The organism is Microcystis viridis FACHB-1342 (genome assembly GCF_014698335.1).
In the GTDB taxonomy this organism is placed as follows: Bacteria; Cyanobacteriota; Cyanobacteriia; order Cyanobacteriales; family Microcystaceae; genus Microcystis; species Microcystis ichthyoblabe_A.
Genome location: NZ_JACJSV010000044.1, coordinates 17,427 through 40,946 on the forward strand (window position 1 = coordinate 17,427; position 23,520 = coordinate 40,946).

Sequence of the window (23,520 nt, forward strand, 5' to 3'; positions counted from 1 at the left end):
CCATATTCAATTTAATTATAACTAGCTACTTAGTTATTAAGGCAGAGGCAATCAGAGCAATTATCTTTTTAACTTTTTACTTTCTAACTTGACCATTATGGGAGAAATAGAAGATTTACTGGCACAAATGAAGGCAGAATACCAGAAACGGGATCGGGAAAAACCGATGCCGTCCTCTTCTTCTCGCCAAGAAAAAGAGCGTTTCCCAGCCGAATTTAAGGTTAATTATGCCGGCGATTCTTCTACCGATGCGCTTTTAAAAGCTTTAGCCTTAGAAAACCAAGAAAGGGAACAACAGGAGGCAGCGGAAAAAGAAAAAGCGTCGGCATTAAAACAGCAGCGCAAGCGAGAAGCTTTAACTAGAAAGGCAAAGCAATGGTTAGATAAATTGGATGCCAAATCGGAGGAAGGACGCTGGTTTGAGGAGTTTTCCTATAGCTACGATTCTCCTTTAGAAGCGGCGATTACCTATCTAGAAGCTTTGGGAGAAGTGGATATTTCTAAATGATCAGGTCTAATTTAAAGTTGTGGGTAAATTGGCCGCATCAAAAACTCGATTATGCCACCAAATATTATCACCAGCTATAATATTTGTGCCGTAACGAGGGACGATACCATAAACAGTGCCGGGGTCATAATCCAAAGCTTCACTGATGAGATTGTAGAGACGTTGTAGATCAAAACCCCGGGGGTCACAATGGGGATATTTTCCTTGATTAATCAGAAAACTATCCACGGCAAAATGGCTGACAATTTGCGGTAGTTGTCCCGTTTGTAAGGCTGCGAGGAGATAATATTTCGCCGTTTGCTGGTATTGAAAATCGCTGTAACCGGGGAGGGTTTGCAAGCGTCCTTTGGTCAAACAGTGGGATCCTGGCGCTTGTACCAGTTCAATGTTAACGCTGGAGATAACCCGACGATTTCTTTCGGCAAAAACCAGCTGCAAGCGATCGCAACTAGGGTGAGATAGCTGCTGACAAATCGCTTCTGTTGCCCATAATGCGGTAGTTTTTGCCCCATCAAAGTAATTTGTGGGATATTCTTTGACTAAACGCCTAAAGACGGCTTCTGAAGGCGTATTTAACCAAATTCTCGCTCTTTTTTCTAACTCAGAGGCCGATCGCGTACTCAAGGGAACACCCTCTAAAGCAATTGCAAAACCCTTGACGCGGATAGTTTCTGGGGTAAGTTGCCACAGTTGACGCACTAATTGATCTCTGGTGTCTGCGGGCAGCATTTCGGCTGCTTGTTCATAAAAAGTGGCAGTGGGACGGTGACGTTCAAAAAAAGGCCGGGCGATCGAGTCTAAAATATCTCTATCCTTGGAATTCTGTTTGCGGGGGATGTAAACATTGGGACCCAATTTCATCGGACCGCGAGCATATTTTTTCTGTTCTTCGATGTTACCCGCAGTCATACTCCAAGCTGTGTCGTGGAGAATAAACAAAGGAGTGCGATCGATGGTTAAGAGGGTTTCTGGCGGGGTAATTTGCAAAAATTCGGCGATTTTCTGCTTTTCTAACTCATCTAGGCTCTTACCGGCCAAATTCTCCCCCACCGTGGAGGGATTTAAAGTATCTATGGTGGCAGTGGAGAGACTAGAGGTATTCAGTTTTAAAATCAGTAGGGACAAGACTAAACTAATCACCAAAGAAGTCACTCCCCATCGCCATTGCTCCGGGGGAAAGATAGAATATCTGGGGGGAGAAAATTGTCTTGATTTTTGCCGTCTTTGTCGATTCATCGGACCTTTTTAACGCGCTTTCCACCCATTGTATTCACTTTCTCGAAAAAGGGAATTAATACTAAATCCGTTGAGTATATGCTACCTATCAGGATAGGCAATAGGCACTCTTGCAATAGGCAGCTTTATTCTCCCCACTTCCCCACACCCCACACCCCACACCCTACACCCTACACATAATTACTGAGGAACCATTGGGTATTAAAAGCTCGATCGCAGGATATTTCTAGTAATCTTATGCCTGATTCCGGTAAAACTGCGATTTTTTGCTGAAAATCAGTCCAATCACTGATTAAATGGTAATCAATACCGTAGGTGTGACAGAGTTGGCAAAAGTCAATATTTTGGGGAGTGGCAAAAAATTCTTCAAAGGGAGGGTCAAATTTGGCGATCGGCAACATCTGGAAAATGCCTCCCCCCTTGTTATTGATTAAAATTATGGTCAAGGAGCCAACAAAATATTTTTTGATTAAAAAACCATTTGTGTCGTGTAATAGGGCTAAATCTCCCGTTAATAGCAGACTAGGGACATTTTTATAAGCTATTCCCATCGCAGTGGATAGGTTGCCGTCGATGCCATTGGCCCCGCGATTAAAATAGGGACGAATTTGGCGATCGCTAGGCGGGTTAAAAAATTCGGCATAGCGAACAGGCATACTATTGGAGATAAAGATCGGGGTGCGGGGGGGGAGGTATTGGGAGAGCAGCCAGGAGATTTTTCCTTCAATCAGTTTAGTTTCTGCTGCCAAAAGGCGATCAATTTTAAATCTAGCTTGCTGGTCGAATTTTTGCCATAATTCTCGATATTCTCGGTTATTATCGGGTTTTTCTGGGAATAGATGCCCTAATTGCTCGATATTTCCCCTGAGATGTCCGGTTTTTCCCTGTAGAGGATCGTAATTATCGGGATGGGGATCGATAATCCAGCGCGGACAGTCGATTTCTTCTAACCATGTCCGTAATTCTTTGCTGGTGGGTAATTCCCCAATTTGCAGGACAACATCGGGGGTTAATTGGGTTTTAATGGCAGCATTCCGCAATAATAAATCATAGGTAGTGATCAGATGGGGATTTAACCCTGCATAGTTTCGCAGAGGAGATAAAGCTTCTGCTAAGACGGGATATTGTTGCGATCGGGCTAAATTAGCGATCGCCTGACAGTAACTTTCGGGGTTTTGCGGGGAAGCTAATCCCGCGATGATAATTCCTTTGGAGGGTAAAGAAGGAATTTCGAGAATTGAGTGGTTAATGGGGATATTTTGCCGAGATATATGGCTAAAAAAAGCCTCTTGGTCAAAATTAGCCTCTAAATTGTTAATTTCTAGATCGGGAGTTGGTGCGAGGGGATCCCGAAATGGTAAGTTCAGATGCACCACTCCGGGGACAGGATCGAGACAGCGCAACCACCCATGGATGATAGTTTGACGGAGATAGCGTAAACGCTCGATATTGGCACTAGGACAGCTAATTTCCGCTTGCCAGTTGGGATAATTACCGTAGAGTTTGACTTGATCGATAGTCTGACCGGCATGAGCATGACGCAATTCTGGGGGGCGATCGGCGGTTAGAATTAATAAAGGGACATGACTTTCTTTTGCTTCAATGACTGCGGGATAAAAATTAGCCGTGGCAGTGCCGGAAGTGCAGACTAAAACCACCGGTTGATATAATTGTTTGGCTAATCCCAGGGCAAAAAAAGCGGCCGAGCGCTCGTCTAAAATGGGAATAGCTTCAATCTGAGGATGTCTTGCCAAGGCTACCGTTAAAGGAGTCGATCGCGATCCGGGAGAAACCACCCCTATCTTCAATCCCAAACGGGCCAATGTTTCGACTAAAATAGAACCCCAAAGTGTATTAAGATTGCGAAAATCGATCGACATTTATCAGTTCAGTGCAAAGGTTAGGGGACAATCGGTTAAAGAGTCTATACTGTTAACTATCTAAATTACTCGTTAAGACTGTCTATGAGCGGGGAAAAGGAGTTTGAGCATTTGTACTAAAATTCTCAATACGCAGTTTAAATGCAGTACAGTCTATTAATAAATTTAACATTGGCTGGAACTGGCCAAGAATAAGTTATTCCTGAGTCAGTCCCGATGAAAAAATTTTCACCCCCACAGATGAAAGAGGTTTCCTTTCCTACACCCCACACCCCACACCCTCTTTCAAGTCAGCGATCCGGGTTAAGTTTACTCTCGATTCCCGGGCCAATTTATCCCTTTTCGGGTTCCTTTCTTGCTAAGTTTTAACCAGAAAACTTATAGGTTAACACCACATTGATATTAGCTGCCAGCAGGGCCAAGAAGAGCAGAAAAGTAAAGCGATCAATCCAGAATTTTTTAAAGAGACCAAAGATATCCTTGAGATAGAATACTCCCAGAATTGCTGCCGTACCGATCATAAAATAATAGCGACCGTAGGGAGAAGCTAAGATCCAGGCTGTCAAATTGAGATGAATCGACCAAACTCCCAGAAAGATAAAAATAATTGAGGCAGTTAATCCGTCCGTTTCTTGGCGAAAATCATCGAGAAAGATGCCTAGAATAATAAACATAAACGGATAAAAAGGAATCATATACCAAGTAAAAAAGTGACTTTGCGCTCCCGTGGCAACTAAAATTAAGGTGTAGAGGATTACTGGTAAAGCGAGTAATCTAACTTGAGGACTAGCGGGATTCTTTCGGAGAAAGGGTAAGAGGGTTAACCAGCTAAAAATTAGCCAACCATCCTCGAAAAATACCGTGGGAGTGGTTAGATATTTGACAAAGTTAAAGTCCTCGAAGCGCAGGGATTGTTCTTGAAATATCTTCCGAAAGAAATCGTAGTCATAGATAGCACCGTAGAGAAAATAGAGAGAGAAAAAGAAAGCACCGATCGCAGTCACATAAATGGCCTCTCGTCCTTGCTTTTCGTAAATCAAGAGGACAATTAATAATACTACTAAATAAATAGCAGTTACTTTGACTAAACAGGCTAAACCAGCTAAACAAGCGGCGATGTAGAGATATTTTTTCCGATGATTTTGATAGTATTGCCAATAAAGTAAGACAACCAATAAGCACAAAAAAATCATTAAATTTTCACTAATAGCTAACCGAGAGAGGAAAACTGTATTGGGATTGGTAGCATAAATTAAACTAGCGATTATAGCGATCGATAGATTACTCAACTTGAGAGCCAGTAAATAGACCAAAACTATCGCAGCAATACCTAAGAATAAAGAAGGAACTCTAATAATAGTTAAACTGCAATCAAAAAAAGTCTTTGCTCCTCCTAAAAGAGCAAATAAACCCACCAATAAACCAAATAAAGGAGGATGATCAAACCAGGGAGTCACCAAACGATAACGGATATTTTTCGCTTCCCAAACCACCGTAGGAAAATTATCCGTGGGACTCAACCATGACCAACTGGTGGGGATACCCGTTTGTAATAAACTCATGCCACTCCAAGCAAAAGCATATTCGTCAGCAGTCCAATTATCTGGAGGCAAAGAATCATAATTATAGATTCGCAAAAAAGCACCTAAGCAGGTGATAATTGCTGCAATCAACCAATGTTTATGGACAGTCAAAAAGCTGGGCATCGATTATTAAGGATAGGTGGCAGTGACTAAATAAGAGTCAGAATTTCATGGTATAATGGATGGGGTGATAATGACAGAAAAATCGGGATGATTAAAGTAAACAGACGTAAATTTGGCCAGTGGATCAGTCTGATCGGTGCAGGAGTCGGACTGGCAGCGATTCTAGATAGAAAAAATATTTTTTCCCCCTCCACCGCTACAGCAATCATACCCCCGCAACCCCCCCAAAATTCCTCTTTTCCCCCCCGACAAAGCTTTTCCTTTGAAACCGTCACTCTCGATCCTAGCGGTTTCGTGATCGAGCGCAATTCCCGCAGTGCCGAATACTACAGCGAAACCCTTGCGGGATTAGAGATGATTGCTATCCCTGCTGGCACTTTTATCATGGGGACACCGGACGGAGAAAAAGGAGACTTTACTGGTAGTGATAAACCCCAGCGCTTAGTCAAGGTGAACAGTTTCTACCTGAGTAAATACCCGATAACCCAAAAACAATGGCAAATTGTCGCTAATCTGCCCAAAATTAACCGCGATTTAAACCCCAATCCCTCCCACTTCCAAGGAGATAATTTACCCGTCGATAGCATCTCTTGGTATGATGCGATCGAGTTTTGCGATCGACTTTCCAGGGCCACCGGCAGAAACTATCGGCTCCCAAGCGAGGCACAATGGGAATATGCTTGTCGTGCCGGCACTACCACACCCTTCTACTTTGGTGCCACCCTTACCAGTGAATTCGCTAACTACTATGCCATTAAATTTCCCTATGCAGTGGAAAGAGAGAGCGAATTTCGAGCTAAAACCACCCCTGTAGGCAGTTTTCCCCCAAATGCCTTCGGATTATACGATTTACATGGCAGTTTATACGAATGGTGTGCCGATCCTTGGCATCGCAACTATAAAAATGCTCCCAGCGATGACCAAGTATGGCCGGCCGATCCTAATAGCACCGGCAATCGTTATCGCATCCTGCGTGGAGGTGGTTGGGGGACAGAATTGAGGGAATGTCGCTCCGCTAGTCGAGGCCAATTTGGTCCGGATAATCGCTATAGTGTATTAGGATTCCGCATCGCCAGTAGTTAGCTCAAAATTCTGGTTTCAACAACTTTGCCGGTAAATTGTGCGTCTCTAAACCTGTTTTAGTCTGTGAGTGTAAGCGAGTGACCAACTCTCCACCCTATCCCTTTTTAACCACCCCCGTCGGCTCTTTGCAAATTCCTTTTTTAGAGCAAATTGAAGAAATTACCAGCAATAATAGTTATATTCTCAGAGATTCGCCGCAATTACTCAAATTATCTCTAGTTATTCCCACTTATAACGAGCGAGATAACGTTATTCCCCTAGTCGAGAATCTCAGTCAATTACTCGATCGAAAAATTCCCGATCAGTATGAACTAATTATCGTCGATGATGACAGTCCCGATCGCACTTGGGAATTAGCCAGCAAATTAACCCAGGATTACCCGCAACTGCGGGTGATGCGTCGTCAGGGAGAAAAAGGATTAGCGTCGGCAGTGGTGCGGGGTTGGCAAGGGTCAAGGGGTGAGATACTAGGAGTAATCGATGGAGATCTGCAACATCCCCCCGAAATTCTCTATAATCTCCTCGAAACTATCGAAAAAGGAGCCGATTTAGCTCTTGCTAGTCGTCACGTCGAAGGAGGAGGAGTGAGCGAGTGGAGTCTGCTGCGACGATTTCTCTCTCGCGGCGCTCAAATCCTTGGTTTAATTCTACTGCCAGAGGTGGTCGGTCGCGTCTCCGATCCCATGAGCGGTTACTTTATGGTCCGCCGTCAAGCGATCGCCGGTCCGATTCTCAATCCCACCGGTTACAAAATTTTACTAGAAGTCATCGGCAAAGGTCGCATCAAAACCATCGGAGAAGTGGGTTATGTCTTCCAAGAGCGGCTAGAGGGGGAAAGTAAGGTAACTTGGAAACAATGGCTAGAATATATCTTCCATCTGCTGCGTTTGCGCTCTCAAAAGCCATTAAGGTTTTTAGATGCAATTGTCAATCTACCTTTAGATAGATTTATTCGCTTCGGTTTAGTGGGATTAACCGGGGTTTTTGTCGATATGGCCTTTCTCTATCTTCTCAGTGATCCCGCCGCTTTGGGTTGGGGATTAACCCGCAGTAAAATCATCGCCGCTGAATTAGCAATTATTAATAATTTTATCTGGAATGATCGCTGGACTTTTGGCGATTTATCTGCTCGTCAACGGGGTTGGAATAAACGCTGGAAAAGATTTTTCAAGTTCAATTTGATCTGTTTAGCCGGTTTAATTTTAAACGTCTTGCTGCTCAACCTTCTCTTTAATGGTTTAGGAATTAATCGCTATCTAGCTAACTTCATCGCCATCGCTATCGTCACGGTTTGGAACTTTTGGGTTAATCTTAAACTCAGTTGGCGGGTGACAAAATAGCCAGCTAGAAGCAAAAAAATGGTGGGCCAAAATTGAGATGCGCTTACCCTGTTGTCCATAGTATTTGAGACCCGCTTACTTCATCCTATGATCCTGATTACAGAAAAAATTTACCAGTCTATTTTCACCCACGCAGAATCCACCTATCCCGAAGAATGTTGTGGGTTACTCCTAGGAAAAATTACCGAGACAGCAGCCGAAGTTATCAGCATACAAGCAACAGAAAATAACTGGTCAGGCAATAGAAAAAACCGCTTTAGTATTGCCCCAGAAGTGCTTTTACAAGCTCAAAAATCGGCCCGGGAAAACCAGCTAGAAATTATTGGTATCTATCATTCCCATCCCGATCATGCCGCCATTCCCTCGGAAATTGATCGCCAATTAGCCTGGTCAGGATATACTTATTTAATTGTCTCTGTAGTTTCAGGGCGAGCGATCGATTTACAAGCTTGGCAACTGGACGAGCGCGAACAATTTCAAATCCAACCTCAAGAATTAAAATGTTTTTGACATCGCTTGAGAACAAAAAAGAAAGGCTGGGGAAAGTTTTTAAAATCCATAATTCCCAGCACCGTATTATCATCTACTTTCCGAAAAGAGTCATTAATCGGCAAATAATCATAAATCATCGTGGCGCTAACTTTGTCCCGATATTCCATCATTCGCAGTCTAGCCTGACTTGTCTCTGTTTTTAGCAAGGAGTTGGTCAGCATCAGCAAAGGTTTCAGAGAATTATTTTTCAGTATCGGCAGCTTCAAAATCCAGTTCATGGCCGTGGGATTAGGTGCCACCTTAAAAATTTTTCCCTGACCATCTAAAAATAACAGGGGGTGGACATTCTCAGTATCGACAAATTCTTTACCATACCAATTAGATGCTTCTAATAAACCATCCATGGGGTGATTTGTCTCAAGTCCAGAACCTTGCCAAAGACCGAGCATAAAGTCTAAACTCACGGGTTCGAGAGCGTCAAACAATTCTAACGCTCTTTCGGTGGTCGTTTGACCAGCTTTAAGAATCGACTGGCAGCTTTCTAATTTTAATGTTTCCATTGTCTCGCTCTTATTGTGTCCTGACAATGATATTATAGCTGCCCAGCCAGAGGGTGGGGGATTGCCCCTCGGCTAAAATCACCAAACATCCCACATATCTTCACTCAATGGGTCATCGTATCACTCTAGGGTTTCCAGCCATTCACTCATTTCTTCCTTGATGGTTTCTTTAAGTTCTCGCAAATCATCTTTATCTATTAGGCCTTTTTCCAGTAAGAAAGTGTAGAACTTTTTCAGACTACCTGCGTTAGCCTTGAGGCTTGATTGACTGGCCCACAGGGCCTTTTTGATAAACCAATAACCCAAAAAGTCACCGACCATATCTACCCCGTCTTTAGCTTCTACTGCATCCTCATAGAGTAAATATTCGTTGATATAAAAATCTATATTTGAAATATGATTATTAATGGTTTTTTCCGACAAACCTGATGATTCTAGCCAACTCTCGAAATCCTTTAGTAATTCATGATTGACTTTTCTTATCTTTTGACAGTCAGCCTCATATTTCTGGGAATCATCCATCTCAAATTTCTCTCCTCTAAATCGCTGCTCGATGGTCAATAGGGTAATTAATCAAGTCTTTTTTTCCAAGCGTCTAAAGCCGCCATTTTCTCCTCAGGGTCAAGGTCGGCCAACCGCCGGAATCGCCTTTCTCTTTTCTGCTAAATAGCTTCAACGATGTTAGACTGAATTTGCTCAATGATGGCAGCCACATCTTCTTCTGTATCTCGAGGTTGGGTTAATTCCACATCCGTTGAGGAGAGGTACATTTGGGCCCAGTCTCGGTTTTCCAGTTCACACTGGTCAATCACCGAACTGGGGATGTTTTTCAGGGTGATGCTATCCCATTCAATGCCGATGAGATTGCTCTGCCGCTCAATTATCACAATTCTTCCTTGCCAACCACCGATGTCAGTCCCCAAATCTGGGTCAAGTACACCCTGTTTGACGATGACCGAGTCGCCGACTTTGAAGGCAAACTCTGACTCGGAAAATTCGGGCGACAAGCTGGAGGCAACCGAGAGATGATACTCGCTTCCTAGCTCTTTTAACTCAAAATCCACAATCATCCGCTTGTTTTCCGAGAAATAACGGTTTTTCCTAGCGATTAGCTCCTCGATTAGCCCTTGAATATCCGCCTTGAGCCTTTTATCTCCTTTAAGAAGGTCTTTATTAAAAACTCGGTCTATCATCTCTTGCCGCTTTGATTCGGGGGACAACGCCAGATTCCAAGCGATTATCCCTATGGTCAGCAGTGTTCGCATAGATCCCTTCGTTTCATTGGATTTGCGGTAAGGCTCGATAAAATCCTCCAGAACTTCCGACATTGTGACTTCCCCAGAAGGAGAGACGACAATTTCCTTGAAAGGCAAGGACTTTTCTCTTAATTTCTTCTCAAAGCTTTTCAAGGGTTTTTCGGATCCTTGGGACATTTTCTGCAGCCTGAGCAGTTCACTAAATGCCTTCGATTTTTTAGCCATGATTGAGCCAGAAAATATGTGTTATTAATCCTGTTGGGTTGCTGAACAACATTGGAATAGGGAAATTGTAACTGCTCTCAGGGAGCGATTGCGCTCTCATTATTAAATCTTAAAGTTCTGGTCTGAGTCGTCAGCTGTTGACTACTAAGCTAAGACGCATTTAAAGCACTTATTCTTAAGATTAGCCGAATCTCCCCCAATCCCTTTACTGTTGCCTCTTGCCTCTTGCCTCGTCTCAACAAGCAATTTAAATGCTTAACAACTTATCCGATACCTTTTTGTTAACATAGATTAGCAATGCACTTTCAGAGATTCTCTTAAAACAGAGGATATCTCCTTCCCAAATCCCCCGCAAGGGAAAAATATGTCTCAAAAGCCGATTTATCTAGATTGCCACGCCACGACACCGATGGAGCCGCAGGTTCTGGCGGCGATGTTACCCTATTTTACCGAACACTTTGGTAATGCCAGTAGTATTAATCATGTCTATGGTTGGACAGCCGAGGCTGCGGTTAAACAGGCACGAGAAACAATCGCCGCTGCTATTAATAGTAGTCCCGAAGAAATTATTTTTACCAGTGGAGCAACAGAGGCCAATAACCTAGCTATCAAAGGGGTTGCCGAAGCTTATTTCGCCAAGGGAAGGCATATAGTTACGGTGGTGACAGAACATCGGGCCGTTTTAGATCCCTGTCATTATCTGGAAAAATTGGGTTTTGAGGTGACAATTTTACCCGTCGGTGCTGATGGCTTAATTGACTTGGAATTACTAGAAAAATCTTTACGTCCTGACACGATTTTGCTGTCAATTATGGCGGCTAATAACGAGATTGGGGTGATTCAACCTTTAGCGGCAATTGGGGCGATTTGTCGCCAGTATCAGGTACTTTTTCATACGGATGCGGCCCAAGCAATCGGCAAAATTCCCCTAGATGTGGAGGAAATGAATATAGATCTAATGTCCTTAACTGCCCACAAAGTCCACGGACCAAAGGGAATCGGTGCGCTGTACGTCCGGCGCCGAAACCCCAGAGTTCGTCTCGCCGCTCAAATTCAAGGGGGAGGCCAGGAAAAAGGACTGCGATCGGGTACAATATTTACACCGCAAATTGTCGGTTTTGCCAAGGCGGTAGAATTGGGCATCAAAGCGATAGAAGAAGATAACAGCTACTTAAATCATTTAAAAGCCCGTTTATGGGAGATTATCAGTCAATTAGACAGAATTTATCTCAATGGTCATCCTAGCCAAAGATTAGCCGGAAATTTAAATATTAGTATTGAAGGGGTGGACGGTGCGGCGTTATTGTTAGGATTACAGCCAATAGTGGCGCTTTCCTCCGGTTCTGCCTGTTCTTCTAGCCATACCGCCCCCTCTCACGTTTTAACTGCCTTGGGTCGCCCCGAATCTCTCGCTTATGCTTCCCTGCGCTTCGGGTTGAGTCGTTTTAATACTTTAGAAGAAATTGAACTGGTGGGGGAACAGGTGGTTTTAACGGTTAATTCCCTCCGCAAAGCCAAAAATTTTTGACGTTTCGGCTCCTATCCACAAGTTAGTTTCGGTCTAGGTTTTAACAATTCCGAAAAAGGTTTCTACGATTGCCTTTGACTGATTGCCGTGCCGGTTAATAACACTGATGCTTGGTTTTCAGTCCAGTGAATCATCCAACTCGGTTGTAATCCCAAAACAATAATAAATAAAGCCAAAGCAATTTCGGGAAATCTTTCGGGCCAGGTACTGCGAGGAATGCGCGATAATTCAGGGGTTAAACGACCAAAGAAAACCCGATTAATCATCAGGAGAAAATACACTGCGGTTAAACCACTAGCAACCAAACATAAGAGCGTTTGTATCGGAAAAATCGGGAAACTGCCACGAAAGACCAAAAATTCGGCGATAAATCCCACCATTCCGGGGATGCCAGCGCTGGCCATAGCCGCTAAAATCATTAACATTCCCGTGATTGGTAAACCTCTTTCTGGATTTAATAAACCGCGTAGATAATCCACATCCCGGCTGCCGGTTTTTTTATACACTACTCCCACCAACAAAAATAACAAAGCGGAAATTAAACCGTGACTAATCATCTGCAAAATCGCCGCAGTGATGCTTAATCTGGTGGTGGCCGCCGCCGCTAGTAAAATATAGGCCATGTGGGAAATGGAAGAATAGGCGACTACTTTTTTCATATCCTTTTGGGCAATAGCGCAACTGGCCCCGTAGAGAGCGCTGATAGCTGCTATCGTTGCTAACCAAGGAGCGAGAGTTACCCAAGCATCGAGAAATAAACCGACTCCAAAGCGCAGCAGTCCATAGGTTCCTAATTTGAGTAATATTCCCGCTAAAAGCACAGAAACGGGGGTAGATGCTTCGACGTGGGCATCCGGTAGCCAAGTATGAAAGGGAAAAATCGGGATTTTGATGGCTAATCCAATCAGAAGGGGGATGAGGAGCAGTAATTGGGTTTTAACGTCTAAATTGTTCGATAAAAGGGGGTTATAGGCGAAATTATTAGCACCAGTTAGCCAAACTAAGCCAAGGAAAGAGATTAGCACTAAAAAGCCTGAAATTGCCGTGTATAATAAAAATTTCATGCCCGCGTAACCGCGTCTTTGACCCCCCCAAATGGCAATGAGAAAGTAAAGCGGGACGATTTCTAATTCGTAAAATAGGAAAAATAGCAGTAAATCCTGCGCTAGAAAGGCCCCCGCTACTCCAGCATTGAGTAACAAGAGCAGAGAATAGTAAAATTTCGGTCGGTTAACCTCTGTACCACTAGCATAAAGAGCAATTATTGTCAAGATGCTGTTAAGAAAAAGTAATGAAAATGATAAGCCATCGACACCGAGGGCATAGTTGAAACCGAGGAAATTAATCCAAGGCAGGTTAACCGTGAACTGCATTTGCGGGTTACTAGGGTCAAATTGCCAGCCAAGGAGAATATTAAGCAGTAAGAGAACGACAGCAAGAGTTAGAGCTAATCCTCGCACTTTTTTCGCCTCTAGAGGCGTGTAGGCAATCAGTATCGCCCCTATAATCGGTAGCCAAATAAAAGCGTTCAGCATTCTTTACTTTAATGGGGATGATAAACTTAATATTATTGCCTAAGCGGTCAATCTTTAGCAAGATAGCTATCAACTTTTAACATTTATTAATAAAATGAGCCAGAGATTACCATTACCAGAAATTCGTCGAGAAAAAAACAGCGATTTTGCTGCCATATACCTAGTAAATCCCTTGGCTTTTGGCTGGGAAAATGACGCTAATTTAGGAAACCCTCATAACTCACCATTAAGATAACTGCTATAATTATCGTCTGGGGTTTGACTCGGTGTCAAAACAAGTTTCAGCTAATTTAATTAAATTGGTTCGATTAATCTTGCCTTGGGGACTTTTTGGTATCTCTGGTAATTTTATCCAATGTTTCGGCAGTTTATAATTGACTAATTTATCCTTAATCTGGGATTGAATAATTGTCTGGCATATCTGAGAATTAACGGGAACATAAAAAGCGACAATTATCTGTCCCCATCGAGAATCTGGCAATCCCAAAACCACCACATCTTTAACTAAATCAGTTTGTCTAATGGCAGTTTCTACCTCAAAAGGATAAACATTTTCTCCTCCGGTAATTATTTTTTGACTATCGCGACCAATGATATATAAATAACCACTTTCATCCAAATAACCTAAGTCATCGGTCTCGAAGTAGCTTCCTTGATTAAGATGGGGATAATAGCCTAAAAATAAAGATTTCGCTTCAATAATAATTTTCTGGTTATCGGGATTAATTTTTATCTGAGCATGGGGTAATAGCTGTCCACTACTATTATTTCCTCGTCGAAAATCTTCCGGTTTAAGAGTGACAATTTGTGAGGCAGTTTCCGTCATTCCATAGGTGGGAGACAGAGAAATATTATATTCTCTAGCTTTTTCTAGTAAAGATGGCCATGCAGGGGAACCTCCTAGTAAAACTGTTTTAAAATTGGCTAACCAACGAGGATCATTTTCTAGAAAGAATTGTAATTGAGTGGGTACTAAAGAGATAAAATAATCTTGAAGATTGAGATTATTTATGCGCTTTTGTTTGATTTTATGGTAAGGAATAACAGCAAAATCTCCCCCTGTTAAAAAACTTCTCAGAAACTGCATTAAACCACTAACATGATATAAAGGCAGTAGGCAAAAAGAGTTAACCTGCTTGACTTGAAAATATTCAGAAAAACCTTTGACAGAAGCAGTTAAAGTTAACCAGTTATGGATAGCAAAGCGAATTTTTCCCGAGGTTCCCCCTGTGGGTATCATCAGAGAATTAGTCAAAGGATTGACAGAAGGAGAATTATAGTTAAAAACCTTGATATTTTCGCCAAAAATATAATCGGGTTGCACCAGAGAGAAAACCTGTTCCCATTCGTTAGTTTTCCAGTCGGGATTAGCTAGAAATAGGCAACTTTTGACCCTGACAGCAGCCAAGAATATAGCTAAGAATTTAAGGGGATTGCCTTCAGCAAGCAGTATAGTTAATCGAGGATTATCTGCAGCGATAAATTTCTGACAATAGGACTGATATAATTGATAAAATTTCTGGCTATTGTATCCATATAACCAATCTTTTTGACTGAGATATGCTAATTGTTTGCTGATGTCGTCCACAGTTTTTCTAACCAATCGGGGTCACTATTATTAAACCATTGTTGCACACCAAAACCTAAAGCTCGCTCCTTTTTGGGGTATTCTTGTGCTAGACGTAGAGCGGATTTTCTGCCGATATTAGTTTCTAAAACGGAGGAAAATACTAAATCTAAGGGATATTTTTCCCAGAGATGTCTTAACCCTTGTATTGAACCATTAATAGCAGGTTTAATCACAAAAATTCCTCGCCATCCCCGTTGATAACATTCCTCTATTTGTCGAAGATTGGCCACCGATTCATCTAAAGCAATCCCTGTGGTAAAATCTTGACTTAATTGCCACATTTCCGCTAATTGAGACGGGGGTAAAGGTTGTTCAATAAATTCAATTATTTGACATTCATCGGCAATTTTTAACCAGATTTTACTCTCAGCAATACTTAATCCCCCATTGGCATCTAAACGCAATTTAATTCCCCTGGGTAATCGGTCAATTAATTTTTCAAATAAGTTTAACTCTTGCTTGAGAGAATTAACTGCAATTTTCCATTTATAAGTATTAGTTTGATTAGCGGCTAAAATATCATCCAGACAGGGAAATACTGCCGCACCGGTGGGTAATAAATAACTATAATTTTTCGGTTCTAATTCTCTTGATTTATTCTCGATACTTAAATCTTCTAAAGCTGATTCAAAGGCAAATTGACAAGCGGGAAATTGTTCAGAAATAGAAAAAATTGAAGTTATTGATAGGGGATTTTCGAGACTTTGACAGAATAATATTGCTGCCGATAATGTTTCCGAACCAAATTCAGGTAAAGGAGCAATTTCTCCCCATCCAATACGTCCATCTTCCGCTTCTAAGCGAATAATAATTCCTTCCCTAATTTGCCAGAGTCCGTGATGGGTTTGTAGGGGATGCAGCAAAGGACGCTGATAAACACGAAATTGCCAGAAATACATGATTAACTATAAGTAGTAGTGAAAAGCTTAACATGAGCAGGCGTTGGGTTTCATGCTTCAAACCAACCTACGTTCTTTATAGAGTTTGTCAGCGAAACGTTTTTTTGTTTTAAAGTCCAGAAAACGGGTTTCTAAATAGTTTCTTGAAGAAACCCGTTTTCTAGGTGACTTAGAAGGAGAGCTTAGAAACTTAGATAAAGAAATTACCCACTGGAATGCTACCTAAAGCTGGTAAAGTCCCAGTAAATCCAGTGATATTTATTAATAAATCATTGCTGGATTGGAAGCCAGCCGTGCTATCATTAATAACGAGGTAAGTTCCAGCTATTGCACCGGTTGTTACCTGCACTAAGGCGGCACTATTAACCCCTAATCCTTGATTACCTGTAATCGCTCCATTAGCATCAGTAAATACTTGATTGATTAAATTCTGTAAAGTGGTGACGGTGCTATTAGCAGCACGACTGAAACTACTAGGCGCACTCATGGCGTTTCCAGTTTGAGTTAATAAGTCTATTTTATCACTATTGATGGCAAAATCTGTGATATGATCGCTTGTTGATATGGTAGATTGACCAAATTGAAAGATGAAGATATCTGCACCTAAACCACCGGTTAAAGTATCAATTCCCGCACGTCCATTGATTTGATTATTGCCACTATTTCCGGTGATTTTATTGTTACCAGCGTTACCTGTACCATTAATATTATTAGTGCCAATTAGTCTGAGGTTTTCGACATTGTTGGGTAGGGTGCGAGTGAGAGTGCTTTGCCAAGTATCAGTAATGATAACTTCTCCTATTCCTCCTTCGGGATTGATGGTAGCATTAACGGGATTTGACAGGGTTACTGTAAAGGCTTCATCAGGTTCATTGAGGTTATCATTGAGGATGGGAATGCTAATAGTAGCGGTGGCAGTATTAGGTGCAATGGTGATAGTTCCAGTTTTGCTAGTGTAATCTACATTAGCGGTAGCGTTAATGGGTGCGGTGGTATAGTTGAAGGTAATTGGTTGTGGATTGGGGTTATCAACTGTGACGGTGAGGATGGCATTATTATCTTTACCTTCCACTACGGTGATGTCATTAATGGAGAGTTGCGAAAAGTCATCATTATTAATTGTTCCCGTGGCTGCGTTAGGAGTACCTACGGTATAACCTGTCCCCGCAGCAAGGGTTAAAATAACAGTTTCGTTACTTTCTACTGTAGTATCAGCAGTGGGGTTAACTGTTACCGTCGCAGTGGATGAACCAGCAGCAAAGGTGACTGTATTGTTAGTCCCTGTACGAGTGTAATCGGTATTGAGAGTAGCTGTTCCCCCGATGGTGTAATTGACGGTTAAAGGATTAGTTGTTACTCCGCTACGAGTGAAGGTATAAACCAGATTAGCTGTCCCGTCTTCTGTCACACTTGCGGGAGAAACTGCAAGAGTAATACTGGGAAGAGTAGGACTAGAAACATAGCTAAAATAACTAGCAGTTAGACTTAATGCTGTTTGATTGTTGATAACCGCAATAAGTTCATCTGGTTCGCTGCCTGGTTTGTTGATGTAGAGATTAGTATTAGAACCAGAAACCGATAACAGATAGTCACCACTTGAACCCCGTAGTTGAATTATATCATCAGTGGTGTTAAAGTCGGCAATTGTCGCGTAGTCGTAATCACCCGGAAGGGTGCTATTACCGTCATCATAAAAGGTCTTTGTAGTATCTGCAAGAATAAAGCGATCGTTTCCTGTTCCTCCTTCTAGATAATCTTGTTCTCCTATACCGTTATTGGTTCCTTGTAGGGTGTCATTGTTATTCTGACCATAAAGCTGATCATTATCAGCACCCCCATTGAGGACATCATTCCCATCCTCTCCATAAATTCTGTCATTACCAGCATTACCTGAAATGGTATCGTTACCACTTCCACCTGAGAGATTAGACCAATCTTCACTTGCTGTACCGCCAAAAATGACATCATTATATTCAGTTCCCTTAAACCCATCAAAACTCTCAATCGAAGTAAAGGTATCAGTTTCCGTACCGACAGTAATCGTCCCACTCCCGGTAGCGGTGTCGTAGGTCATGGTTAAACCACTACTAGCATTACTGTAGTTAGCCTCATAGCGATCAAAACCACTACCACCATTTATCGTGTCATTACCTGCATCGTTGGTAAAGTAATCATCTCCTGTATCACCATTGACAGCATCATTCCCATTACCACCATAAAGCTGATCATTATCAGCACCCCCATTGAGGACATCATTCCCATCCTCTCCATAAATTCTGTCATTACCAGCATTACCTGAAATGGTATCGTTACCACTTCCACCTGAGAGATTAGACCAATCTTCACTTGCTGTACCGCCAAAAATGACATCATTATATTCAGTTCCCTTAAACCCATCAAAACTCTCAATCGAAGTAAAGGTATCAGTTTCCGTACCGACAGTAATCGTCCCACTCCCGGTAGCGGTGTCGTAGGTCATGGTTAAACCACTACTAGCATTACTGTAGTTAGCATTATAGCGATCATTACCACTACCACCATTTATCGTGTCATTACCCGCATCAGTGGTAAAGTAATCATCTCCTGTGTCACCGTTGAGAGAGTCATTACCATTACCTCCATAAATATTATCGTTTCCCCCCAGACCACTTAAAGTATCATTGCCATCTAACCCAGAAATATTATCACTGTCAGACGTTCCCGTAATATTATCATTCCCATTAGTTCCCGTAAAATTCGCCTGTTCTACTTGAATAATTTCCCCATTTACTATAATAGTTGTCTGGTCATTCTCTCCTCGTAAAGCGTCTAAGGTTGCCACATCCAGACTATTTCCCTGCACCAACTCCGCAAAAATTGCCCCCTCATCTCCGGCGCTATCCACCTGATTAACTTGAGCATCCACATAATGCCCAATTTCTTCTAAAATTACGTTAATTATCGCTGCTGACGATGCCGTATTTAAAAAAGATGCTGATAGATAAATCTTATTGGTACTACTGGAATATGCACCATTCGCAGTTCCCAAAACCTCATCACTGAGTACCTCAATCGGGGGAATTTGACCAAAATTTCGACTTTGCCACTGCTGTCGTAATTGCGTCGCCTTAACCACATCATAACTTGTGCCAAAAGCGGTTTCTAAATTCGCCCAAAAACCGTCAGATTGAGCGAAATTAAACAAAACATCGTCAACAGCAGGAAGAATCGGCAAAAGAGAGAGAGTCATGACAGTAACAGCAAAAGTTTATTGCTAATAGTTTTAGCCTAACAATCCCCAATCTTTCAAGACCCCTGTAACAGAAATTAACATTGATCGGGAAAACTGTATTTCTAAATCATCAGTTTTTCTGAATATTGTCTCTCAATTCCCCCCTCACAACTTAATCTAATTCATTTGCAGTTTGCAAAACCTCCTCATAAAGTTGATGACTGATGCGAAAATTTGCTTGGCTAATTAGAGACTCCATTATCGGTTGAACCTTAGCAATCAATCCTCTATTTTTAGCGATTAAAAGAACTCCTAGAACCCCCGTAATTGACAGCCCCAAACGCACAGCCTCCCTCCGTCCAAGACGCTCATCAATTAACAATTCATCTACTTTTAATTCTAAGGCAAGAGCGATTGCTTCTGCTTCGCCAAGATCTAAATTATATTCATTCCTCAAACAAGCCACAAGTTCCAAATTAGCGGCTTGTTTAACCTGTATCCAGTTCAGAGAAATTATCGCTTTAATGCGGATATCTTCCTCAGTTAAATTGGCTAATTCATTGGCAACTGCTTGGGGAATAACAACATTAGTATAAATATCTTTTAAGATTGACAGATAACCAACAAGAGCAAGACTGCTGAGAGGAGAAGTATCGCTAATAATAATCATAGCCAACCTTTCTCTTTTAAATGCTTAATATCTTGCTGAAACTCAGCAACATCATAGTGAATACAAATTCCTCGTTCAGAAAGCATCCGTTGAAACTTGATTTGATTAATACCTAATAACTCACTTGCTTTTCCTAAGCTAATCTTATCTTGTTGGAATAACATAACAACAATTTCCTTCAACAGTTCATCCTCTGATAAACCACTTGCTTTAATCACTTCTTGGGAAATAACTAGAGTCATATTTTCTCCGTATTTTGATAAGAATTATACAAATGCTATCCTATGTTTTGCGGTCTGTCAATTCCCTTTGGCAGACCTCACTTCTAACTGTTAACTGTTAACTGAAATTCCCTCTCCGAAGCAATCTTACCCCTTGTCATAGCGAAGATGCGAACGCTAACGTCAAAACTAGGCAGTTAAAGTATTTAACCAATTGATTAAATCTTCAACCGTAGAGAAATCGAATAAAGCTTCTGCTAATGCTTCGACATCATCAATACTTAACTCCATGATTTTAGTTTCTAATGAAGGATTAATCTCCCCTAACTTGCGTTTAAGTTGACGAAGAATCAATGTCTTTTCCCGTTCAATACCTTGTTCAATACCTTGTTCAATACCTTGTTCGATACCTTGTTCGATACCTTGTTCGATACCTTGACGCATCCAACTGGTGGTAATTTGCATAACTCCCTCGAAATTACAAGCATTATAAAGTATTTAACCAATTGATTAAATCTTCAACCGTAGAGAAATCGAATAAAGCTTCTCCTAATACTTCAACATCATCAATACTTAACTGCATGATTTTAGTTTCCAATGAAGGATTAATCTCCCCTAACTTGCGTTTAAGTTGACGAAGAATCAATGTCTTTTCCCGTTCAATACCTTGTTCGATACCTTGTTCGATACCGCGTTCAATACCTTGTTCGATACCTTGTTCAATACCTTGACGCATCCAACTGGTGGTAATTTGCATAACTCCCTCCTGTACGGGTTGACTAAATGTGCTAATCTCTTCTTGAAATTGTATCTCTTCCACCGGATTTAGATTGAGATATGTATCAATAAATCCGGAAATTAATTGCATTCTCGCTGAATCTAACCTTAAAGTAATTAACAAGCGCAGACATTCCGCTTTTACCTTGGCTCGCTCTTTCTCGGCAATGTTCATCTTCGCCATCAAAGCTGAAGCAACCGGATTCGGTTGATTAAGAAAATCTCGCCAATTTAATCGATTTAATTGCACTACCTGATAGTTAAATTCTAATACCTTAAAATCGGTAAAATCGACTACATATTGACTAATCGCTTCTCTTTTTGGCTTTGAATAAGAAAAAATTACAATCGGATAAATCGGGAGGACAAATTTCTCATGAAAGCGAGCAAAATAAGTAAACATTCGCCGATTAAACCACTTGCGGGAACTTTCCTGCGCCTCGACATGAATCAGAAAAAAAGATTCTTTTCCTCGAAACTTAACCTGTGCGACTAAATCGCTTTCATGTCTTTCTCCTTCCGTGACATCGGTAAATACTTCTTTGTCTAAAAAAGTAATCGAGTTTCTATCTAAATAATCCATCAATTGAGGAAAAAATAACTCAATAAATTCGACAAAAAAGGTGGAGATTAACTCCTTAAATAAGCGGTCATGGTCAATATTATTAGTCATGTAATGTCATCTTAACTAATCTGAGCGATGAATGACTACTCTTATCTATTGTATTCTGAAAAGTCGGTTTTGGCAACGGATTGTTATGACCTCACCCCCTTAACCTACAACGATTGTCAAATTCGCCCAAAAACCATCAGATTGAGCAAAATCGAACAAACTATCGTAAACAGCAGGAAAAATCGGCAACAGGGGAGAAGTCATGACATTAACTGCAAAGGTTTATTGCTAACAGTTTTAGCCCAACAATCCCCAATTTTTCAAGGGTGCTATCACAAAAATTAACATTTATTACAAGAAAACGGGTTTCTCAAAGAAACCCGTTTTCTAGATATTGATTTTAGCCAAAGAATGTAAAAACGCTTCAAAATACTCGCCTAATGCTTCTTTCCAGGGTTCATCATAATTGGCGGTTTCTGATGTCATGTTTATTAAGATGATTTATTTAATATAATAGCCTTTTTCGTTTATGAGTAATTTCTGGAAGTCCCTAGCCAAAATAAATAAGACCCTAAACTATCTCCCTGTAACGCATTAAAAAAACGTTCATCTGCTGTGACCATTTGACAGCTTTTCTGCACTGCTAAAGCCAGATAAACACAATCATAAACCACCTGTTGTATTCTCACAGCAATCTGTACTATCACTAAAAATTCGCCCCGAATAGTGTTTATCTATCTCTTCAAAAATTCGCCTTGATTCAGCGTGAGTGCGTGTCTGAGTTGTAGTTTTATCTAAGCTTGGTGCTGGTTTAAACGTTACTGTCACCTCTAAATCAGTTTCTTTAACTTCCACGGGAATATCTAAATGCAATATTCGGTCTTCACCCACATGAGAACGTAATTTAACTTGCTGTATCATAGTTATTTCCTTTCCTTTTTTAGCGAGTAATCGACAGTAAACCTCTTGCTACTATAATAGCTATTTATGTCATTTGAGCGCGAACCACTTGACACTGCGACTCTTTTGTGCAAACAATCGCCAATTTTTCAAGACCCCTGTAACAAAAATTAACATTTATTGCAAGAAAACGGGTTTCTTTGAGAAATAAACCCGTTTTCTAAGAGGTTAGGCTTCGGGGAGCGCAGGCTGTTCAATTCTGCGAGGATGGCTGAACTGCCGTTGATTGCGGCGGCTGCCACCGGGTTGAGTCCCCAAAATGCCCCGACTGCCACCACTAACAGGTTGGGCAGAGTAGCGATCGCCAAACTCTCATAGGCAGTGGCAAGGGTATGCCGGGCCAGGGCAAAGGTGTAGCCAAGGGGCTGGAGATCCTGGCTGTGCAAGATGACATCGGCGGCTGCTGCAAAATCCCCTCTCCCTAGAGAAATGACCACCTGATCCTCCTGGGCAGCAAAGCAATCACTACCACTGTCGGTTATCCAAGCCACCCGCTTACCTTGGCGGAGCAACTGTTCTTGGAGTCCCTCAACAGCAGCCGCATCGGTGGCGAAGTAGATGCACTGAGAAGGGATGCCCCAACTCACCAGCAGCTCCGGGGTAATCAAGTCCTGGAAACTTTCGCGAGTAAAGACCAGAGTATCCACCTGAGCCAGCTTTTCCAGTACCCTGGCATTGCGGATGTAAACGCCTTGTCGCGCTGCCGCCGTCAGGGACGAAACCACTGCCAAGGGAGTAACGCCCCGCAGAGAAACCCCGATGTCAAGGGGTAACAGCGCACTCGCACGCCCCAAGTCTCCCGTCAGGATTGCCCAAGTGCCACTCAGGAACAAAGTGGGTAGGATCGCTCCTTGGGCGACGGGTTTGAGGTTCTGGAGTAGTTCGGTTTTTTCGACGGAATCTAGCCACCCTTCTCGATCTGCCTCGGGAACGGGAGCGAACCGCTGCCGGTCAGAGAGCCAGTGGATTTCTGCGTCTTCTTGCTCGAACAGCAGGTATAGCTCGTCTTCTAGCTGTTGGAGCTTGCTCCGGCGCAGGCTCTCTCCCACTGCTGCCAGATTGAGGGCGAGTGCGCCAGCGATGTTGTTAGGGACTTCCAAAAAATAAACTATTCATTCTCAAGAATAATAATCATTCTCGGAGTGTGGGAGGTAGGGATCGATGGTTGCCCCCTCCTTCCAATTTTGTAG

Annotated in this window: 19 protein-coding genes and 2 pseudogenes; 5 read left to right on the forward strand and 16 right to left on the reverse strand. The window is 42.0% G+C overall.

Going from position 1 to position 23,520, the window contains the following annotated elements:
* The first annotated feature begins 97 nt into the window (after positions 1-97).
* Positions 98-508 carry a salt stress protein, Slr1339 family gene (locus tag H6G40_RS14760; protein ID WP_002739611.1) on the forward strand — a complete coding sequence of 137 codons (411 nt, stop codon included), beginning with the start codon at positions 98-100 and terminating at the stop codon, positions 506-508.
* Positions 509-514: 6 nt separating this feature from the next.
* Here the strand turns inward: H6G40_RS14760 and H6G40_RS14765 are convergent, their stop codons facing one another.
* The 3 genes from H6G40_RS14765 to H6G40_RS14775 form a co-directional block, all read right to left on the reverse strand.
* Positions 515-1,744 (reverse strand): hypothetical protein, encoded by a 1,230-nt coding sequence (locus tag H6G40_RS14765; protein ID WP_190537881.1) that lies wholly within the window; start codon positions 1,742-1,744, stop codon positions 515-517.
* A 170-nt stretch (positions 1,745-1,914) separates the two neighbouring features.
* Positions 1,915-3,624, reverse strand: a complete 1,710-nt coding sequence (gene menD / locus H6G40_RS14770; protein ID WP_190537883.1) for a 2-succinyl-5-enolpyruvyl-6-hydroxy-3-cyclohexene-1-carboxylic-acid synthase — start codon at positions 3,622-3,624, stop codon at positions 1,915-1,917.
* Between the two features lie 365 nt (positions 3,625-3,989).
* Positions 3,990-5,330, reverse strand: a complete 1,341-nt coding sequence (locus H6G40_RS14775) for an ArnT family glycosyltransferase (RefSeq protein WP_002739507.1) — start codon at positions 5,328-5,330, stop codon at positions 3,990-3,992.
* 87 nt (positions 5,331-5,417) lie between these two features.
* Here H6G40_RS14775 and H6G40_RS14780 point away from each other — a divergent pair, with 87 nt between their 5' ends.
* From H6G40_RS14780 to H6G40_RS14790, 3 genes are all read left to right on the forward strand, one after another.
* Entirely contained in the window at positions 5,418-6,413 is a 996-nt protein-coding gene (locus H6G40_RS14780) for a formylglycine-generating enzyme family protein (protein WP_002739566.1), read from the forward strand.
* 77 nt (positions 6,414-6,490) lie between these two features.
* Positions 6,491-7,753, forward strand: coding sequence for a glycosyltransferase (locus tag H6G40_RS14785; protein ID WP_002739713.1), 1,263 nt, complete (start codon positions 6,491-6,493; stop codon positions 7,751-7,753).
* Positions 7,754-7,840: 87 nt separating this feature from the next.
* The gene (locus H6G40_RS14790; RefSeq protein ID WP_002740058.1) at positions 7,841-8,263 is read left to right on the forward strand and encodes a M67 family metallopeptidase; all 423 of its coding nucleotides are present in this window, start codon (positions 7,841-7,843) and stop codon (positions 8,261-8,263) included.
* Here H6G40_RS14790 and H6G40_RS14795 read toward each other — a convergent pair.
* From H6G40_RS14795 to H6G40_RS14805, 3 genes are all read right to left on the reverse strand, one after another.
* Positions 8,242-8,805, reverse strand: coding sequence for a DUF4334 domain-containing protein (locus H6G40_RS14795; protein ID WP_002775745.1), 564 nt, complete (start codon positions 8,803-8,805; stop codon positions 8,242-8,244). The genes H6G40_RS14790 and H6G40_RS14795 overlap by 22 nt on opposite strands.
* Positions 8,806-8,925: 120 nt before the next feature.
* On the reverse strand, positions 8,926-9,327 hold the full coding sequence (locus H6G40_RS14800) for a phage integrase SAM-like domain-containing protein (RefSeq protein ID WP_002740193.1): 402 nt from the start codon (positions 9,325-9,327) through the stop codon (positions 8,926-8,928).
* 140 nt (positions 9,328-9,467) lie between these two features.
* Positions 9,468-10,286 carry a hypothetical protein gene (locus H6G40_RS14805; RefSeq protein WP_042791117.1) on the reverse strand — a complete coding sequence of 273 codons (819 nt, stop codon included), beginning with the start codon at positions 10,284-10,286 and terminating at the stop codon, positions 9,468-9,470.
* 364 nt (positions 10,287-10,650) lie between these two features.
* Between H6G40_RS14805 and H6G40_RS14810 the strand changes: the two genes are divergently transcribed.
* The gene (locus H6G40_RS14810) at positions 10,651-11,814 is read left to right on the forward strand and encodes a cysteine desulfurase family protein (protein WP_069474863.1); all 1,164 of its coding nucleotides are present in this window, start codon (positions 10,651-10,653) and stop codon (positions 11,812-11,814) included.
* Positions 11,815-11,876: 62 nt separating this feature from the next.
* Here H6G40_RS14810 and H6G40_RS14815 read toward each other — a convergent pair whose 3' ends face one another.
* From H6G40_RS14815 to H6G40_RS14860, 10 genes and pseudogenes are all read right to left on the reverse strand, one after another.
* Entirely contained in the window at positions 11,877-13,349 is a 1,473-nt protein-coding gene (locus tag H6G40_RS14815) for an NADH-quinone oxidoreductase subunit M (RefSeq protein WP_069474864.1), read from the reverse strand.
* A 244-nt stretch (positions 13,350-13,593) separates the two neighbouring features.
* Entirely contained in the window at positions 13,594-14,937 is a 1,344-nt protein-coding gene (locus H6G40_RS14820; RefSeq protein WP_190537885.1) for an AMP-binding protein, read from the reverse strand.
* Positions 14,913-15,878, reverse strand: coding sequence for an o-succinylbenzoate synthase (locus H6G40_RS14825; RefSeq protein ID WP_069474866.1), 966 nt, complete (start codon positions 15,876-15,878; stop codon positions 14,913-14,915). The genes H6G40_RS14820 and H6G40_RS14825 overlap by 25 nt, the downstream gene beginning before the upstream one ends.
* Positions 15,879-16,068: 190 nt before the next feature.
* The gene (locus H6G40_RS14830; RefSeq protein WP_190537887.1) at positions 16,069-19,107 is read right to left on the reverse strand and encodes a Calx-beta domain-containing protein; all 3,039 of its coding nucleotides are present in this window, start codon (positions 19,105-19,107) and stop codon (positions 16,069-16,071) included.
* A gap of 154 nt (positions 19,108-19,261) precedes the next feature.
* The gene (locus H6G40_RS14835) at positions 19,262-19,759 is read right to left on the reverse strand and encodes a PIN domain-containing protein (RefSeq protein WP_002739620.1); all 498 of its coding nucleotides are present in this window, start codon (positions 19,757-19,759) and stop codon (positions 19,262-19,264) included.
* A complete protein-coding gene (locus H6G40_RS14840) occupies positions 19,756-20,001 on the reverse strand; it encodes a UPF0175 family protein (protein ID WP_002739258.1) in 246 nt (81 codons plus the stop codon). The genes H6G40_RS14835 and H6G40_RS14840 overlap by 4 nt, the downstream gene beginning before the upstream one ends.
* Positions 20,002-20,169: 168 nt before the next feature.
* A pseudogene (locus H6G40_RS14845) lies at positions 20,170-20,454 on the reverse strand (DUF4351 domain-containing protein); the annotation flags it as partial.
* 13 nt (positions 20,455-20,467) lie between these two features.
* Complete coding sequence (locus tag H6G40_RS14850; protein ID WP_069474869.1) at positions 20,468-21,430, reverse strand: DUF4351 domain-containing protein; 963 nt, start codon at positions 21,428-21,430, stop codon at positions 20,468-20,470.
* A gap of 603 nt (positions 21,431-22,033) precedes the next feature.
* Positions 22,034-22,291 carry a hypothetical protein gene (locus H6G40_RS14855; RefSeq protein ID WP_069474870.1) on the reverse strand — a complete coding sequence of 86 codons (258 nt, stop codon included), beginning with the start codon at positions 22,289-22,291 and terminating at the stop codon, positions 22,034-22,036.
* Positions 22,292-22,440: 149 nt separating this feature from the next.
* Positions 22,441-23,436: pseudogene (locus tag H6G40_RS14860) on the reverse strand (HAD family hydrolase); the annotation flags it as partial.
* Between the last annotated feature and the right edge of the window lie 84 nt (positions 23,437-23,520).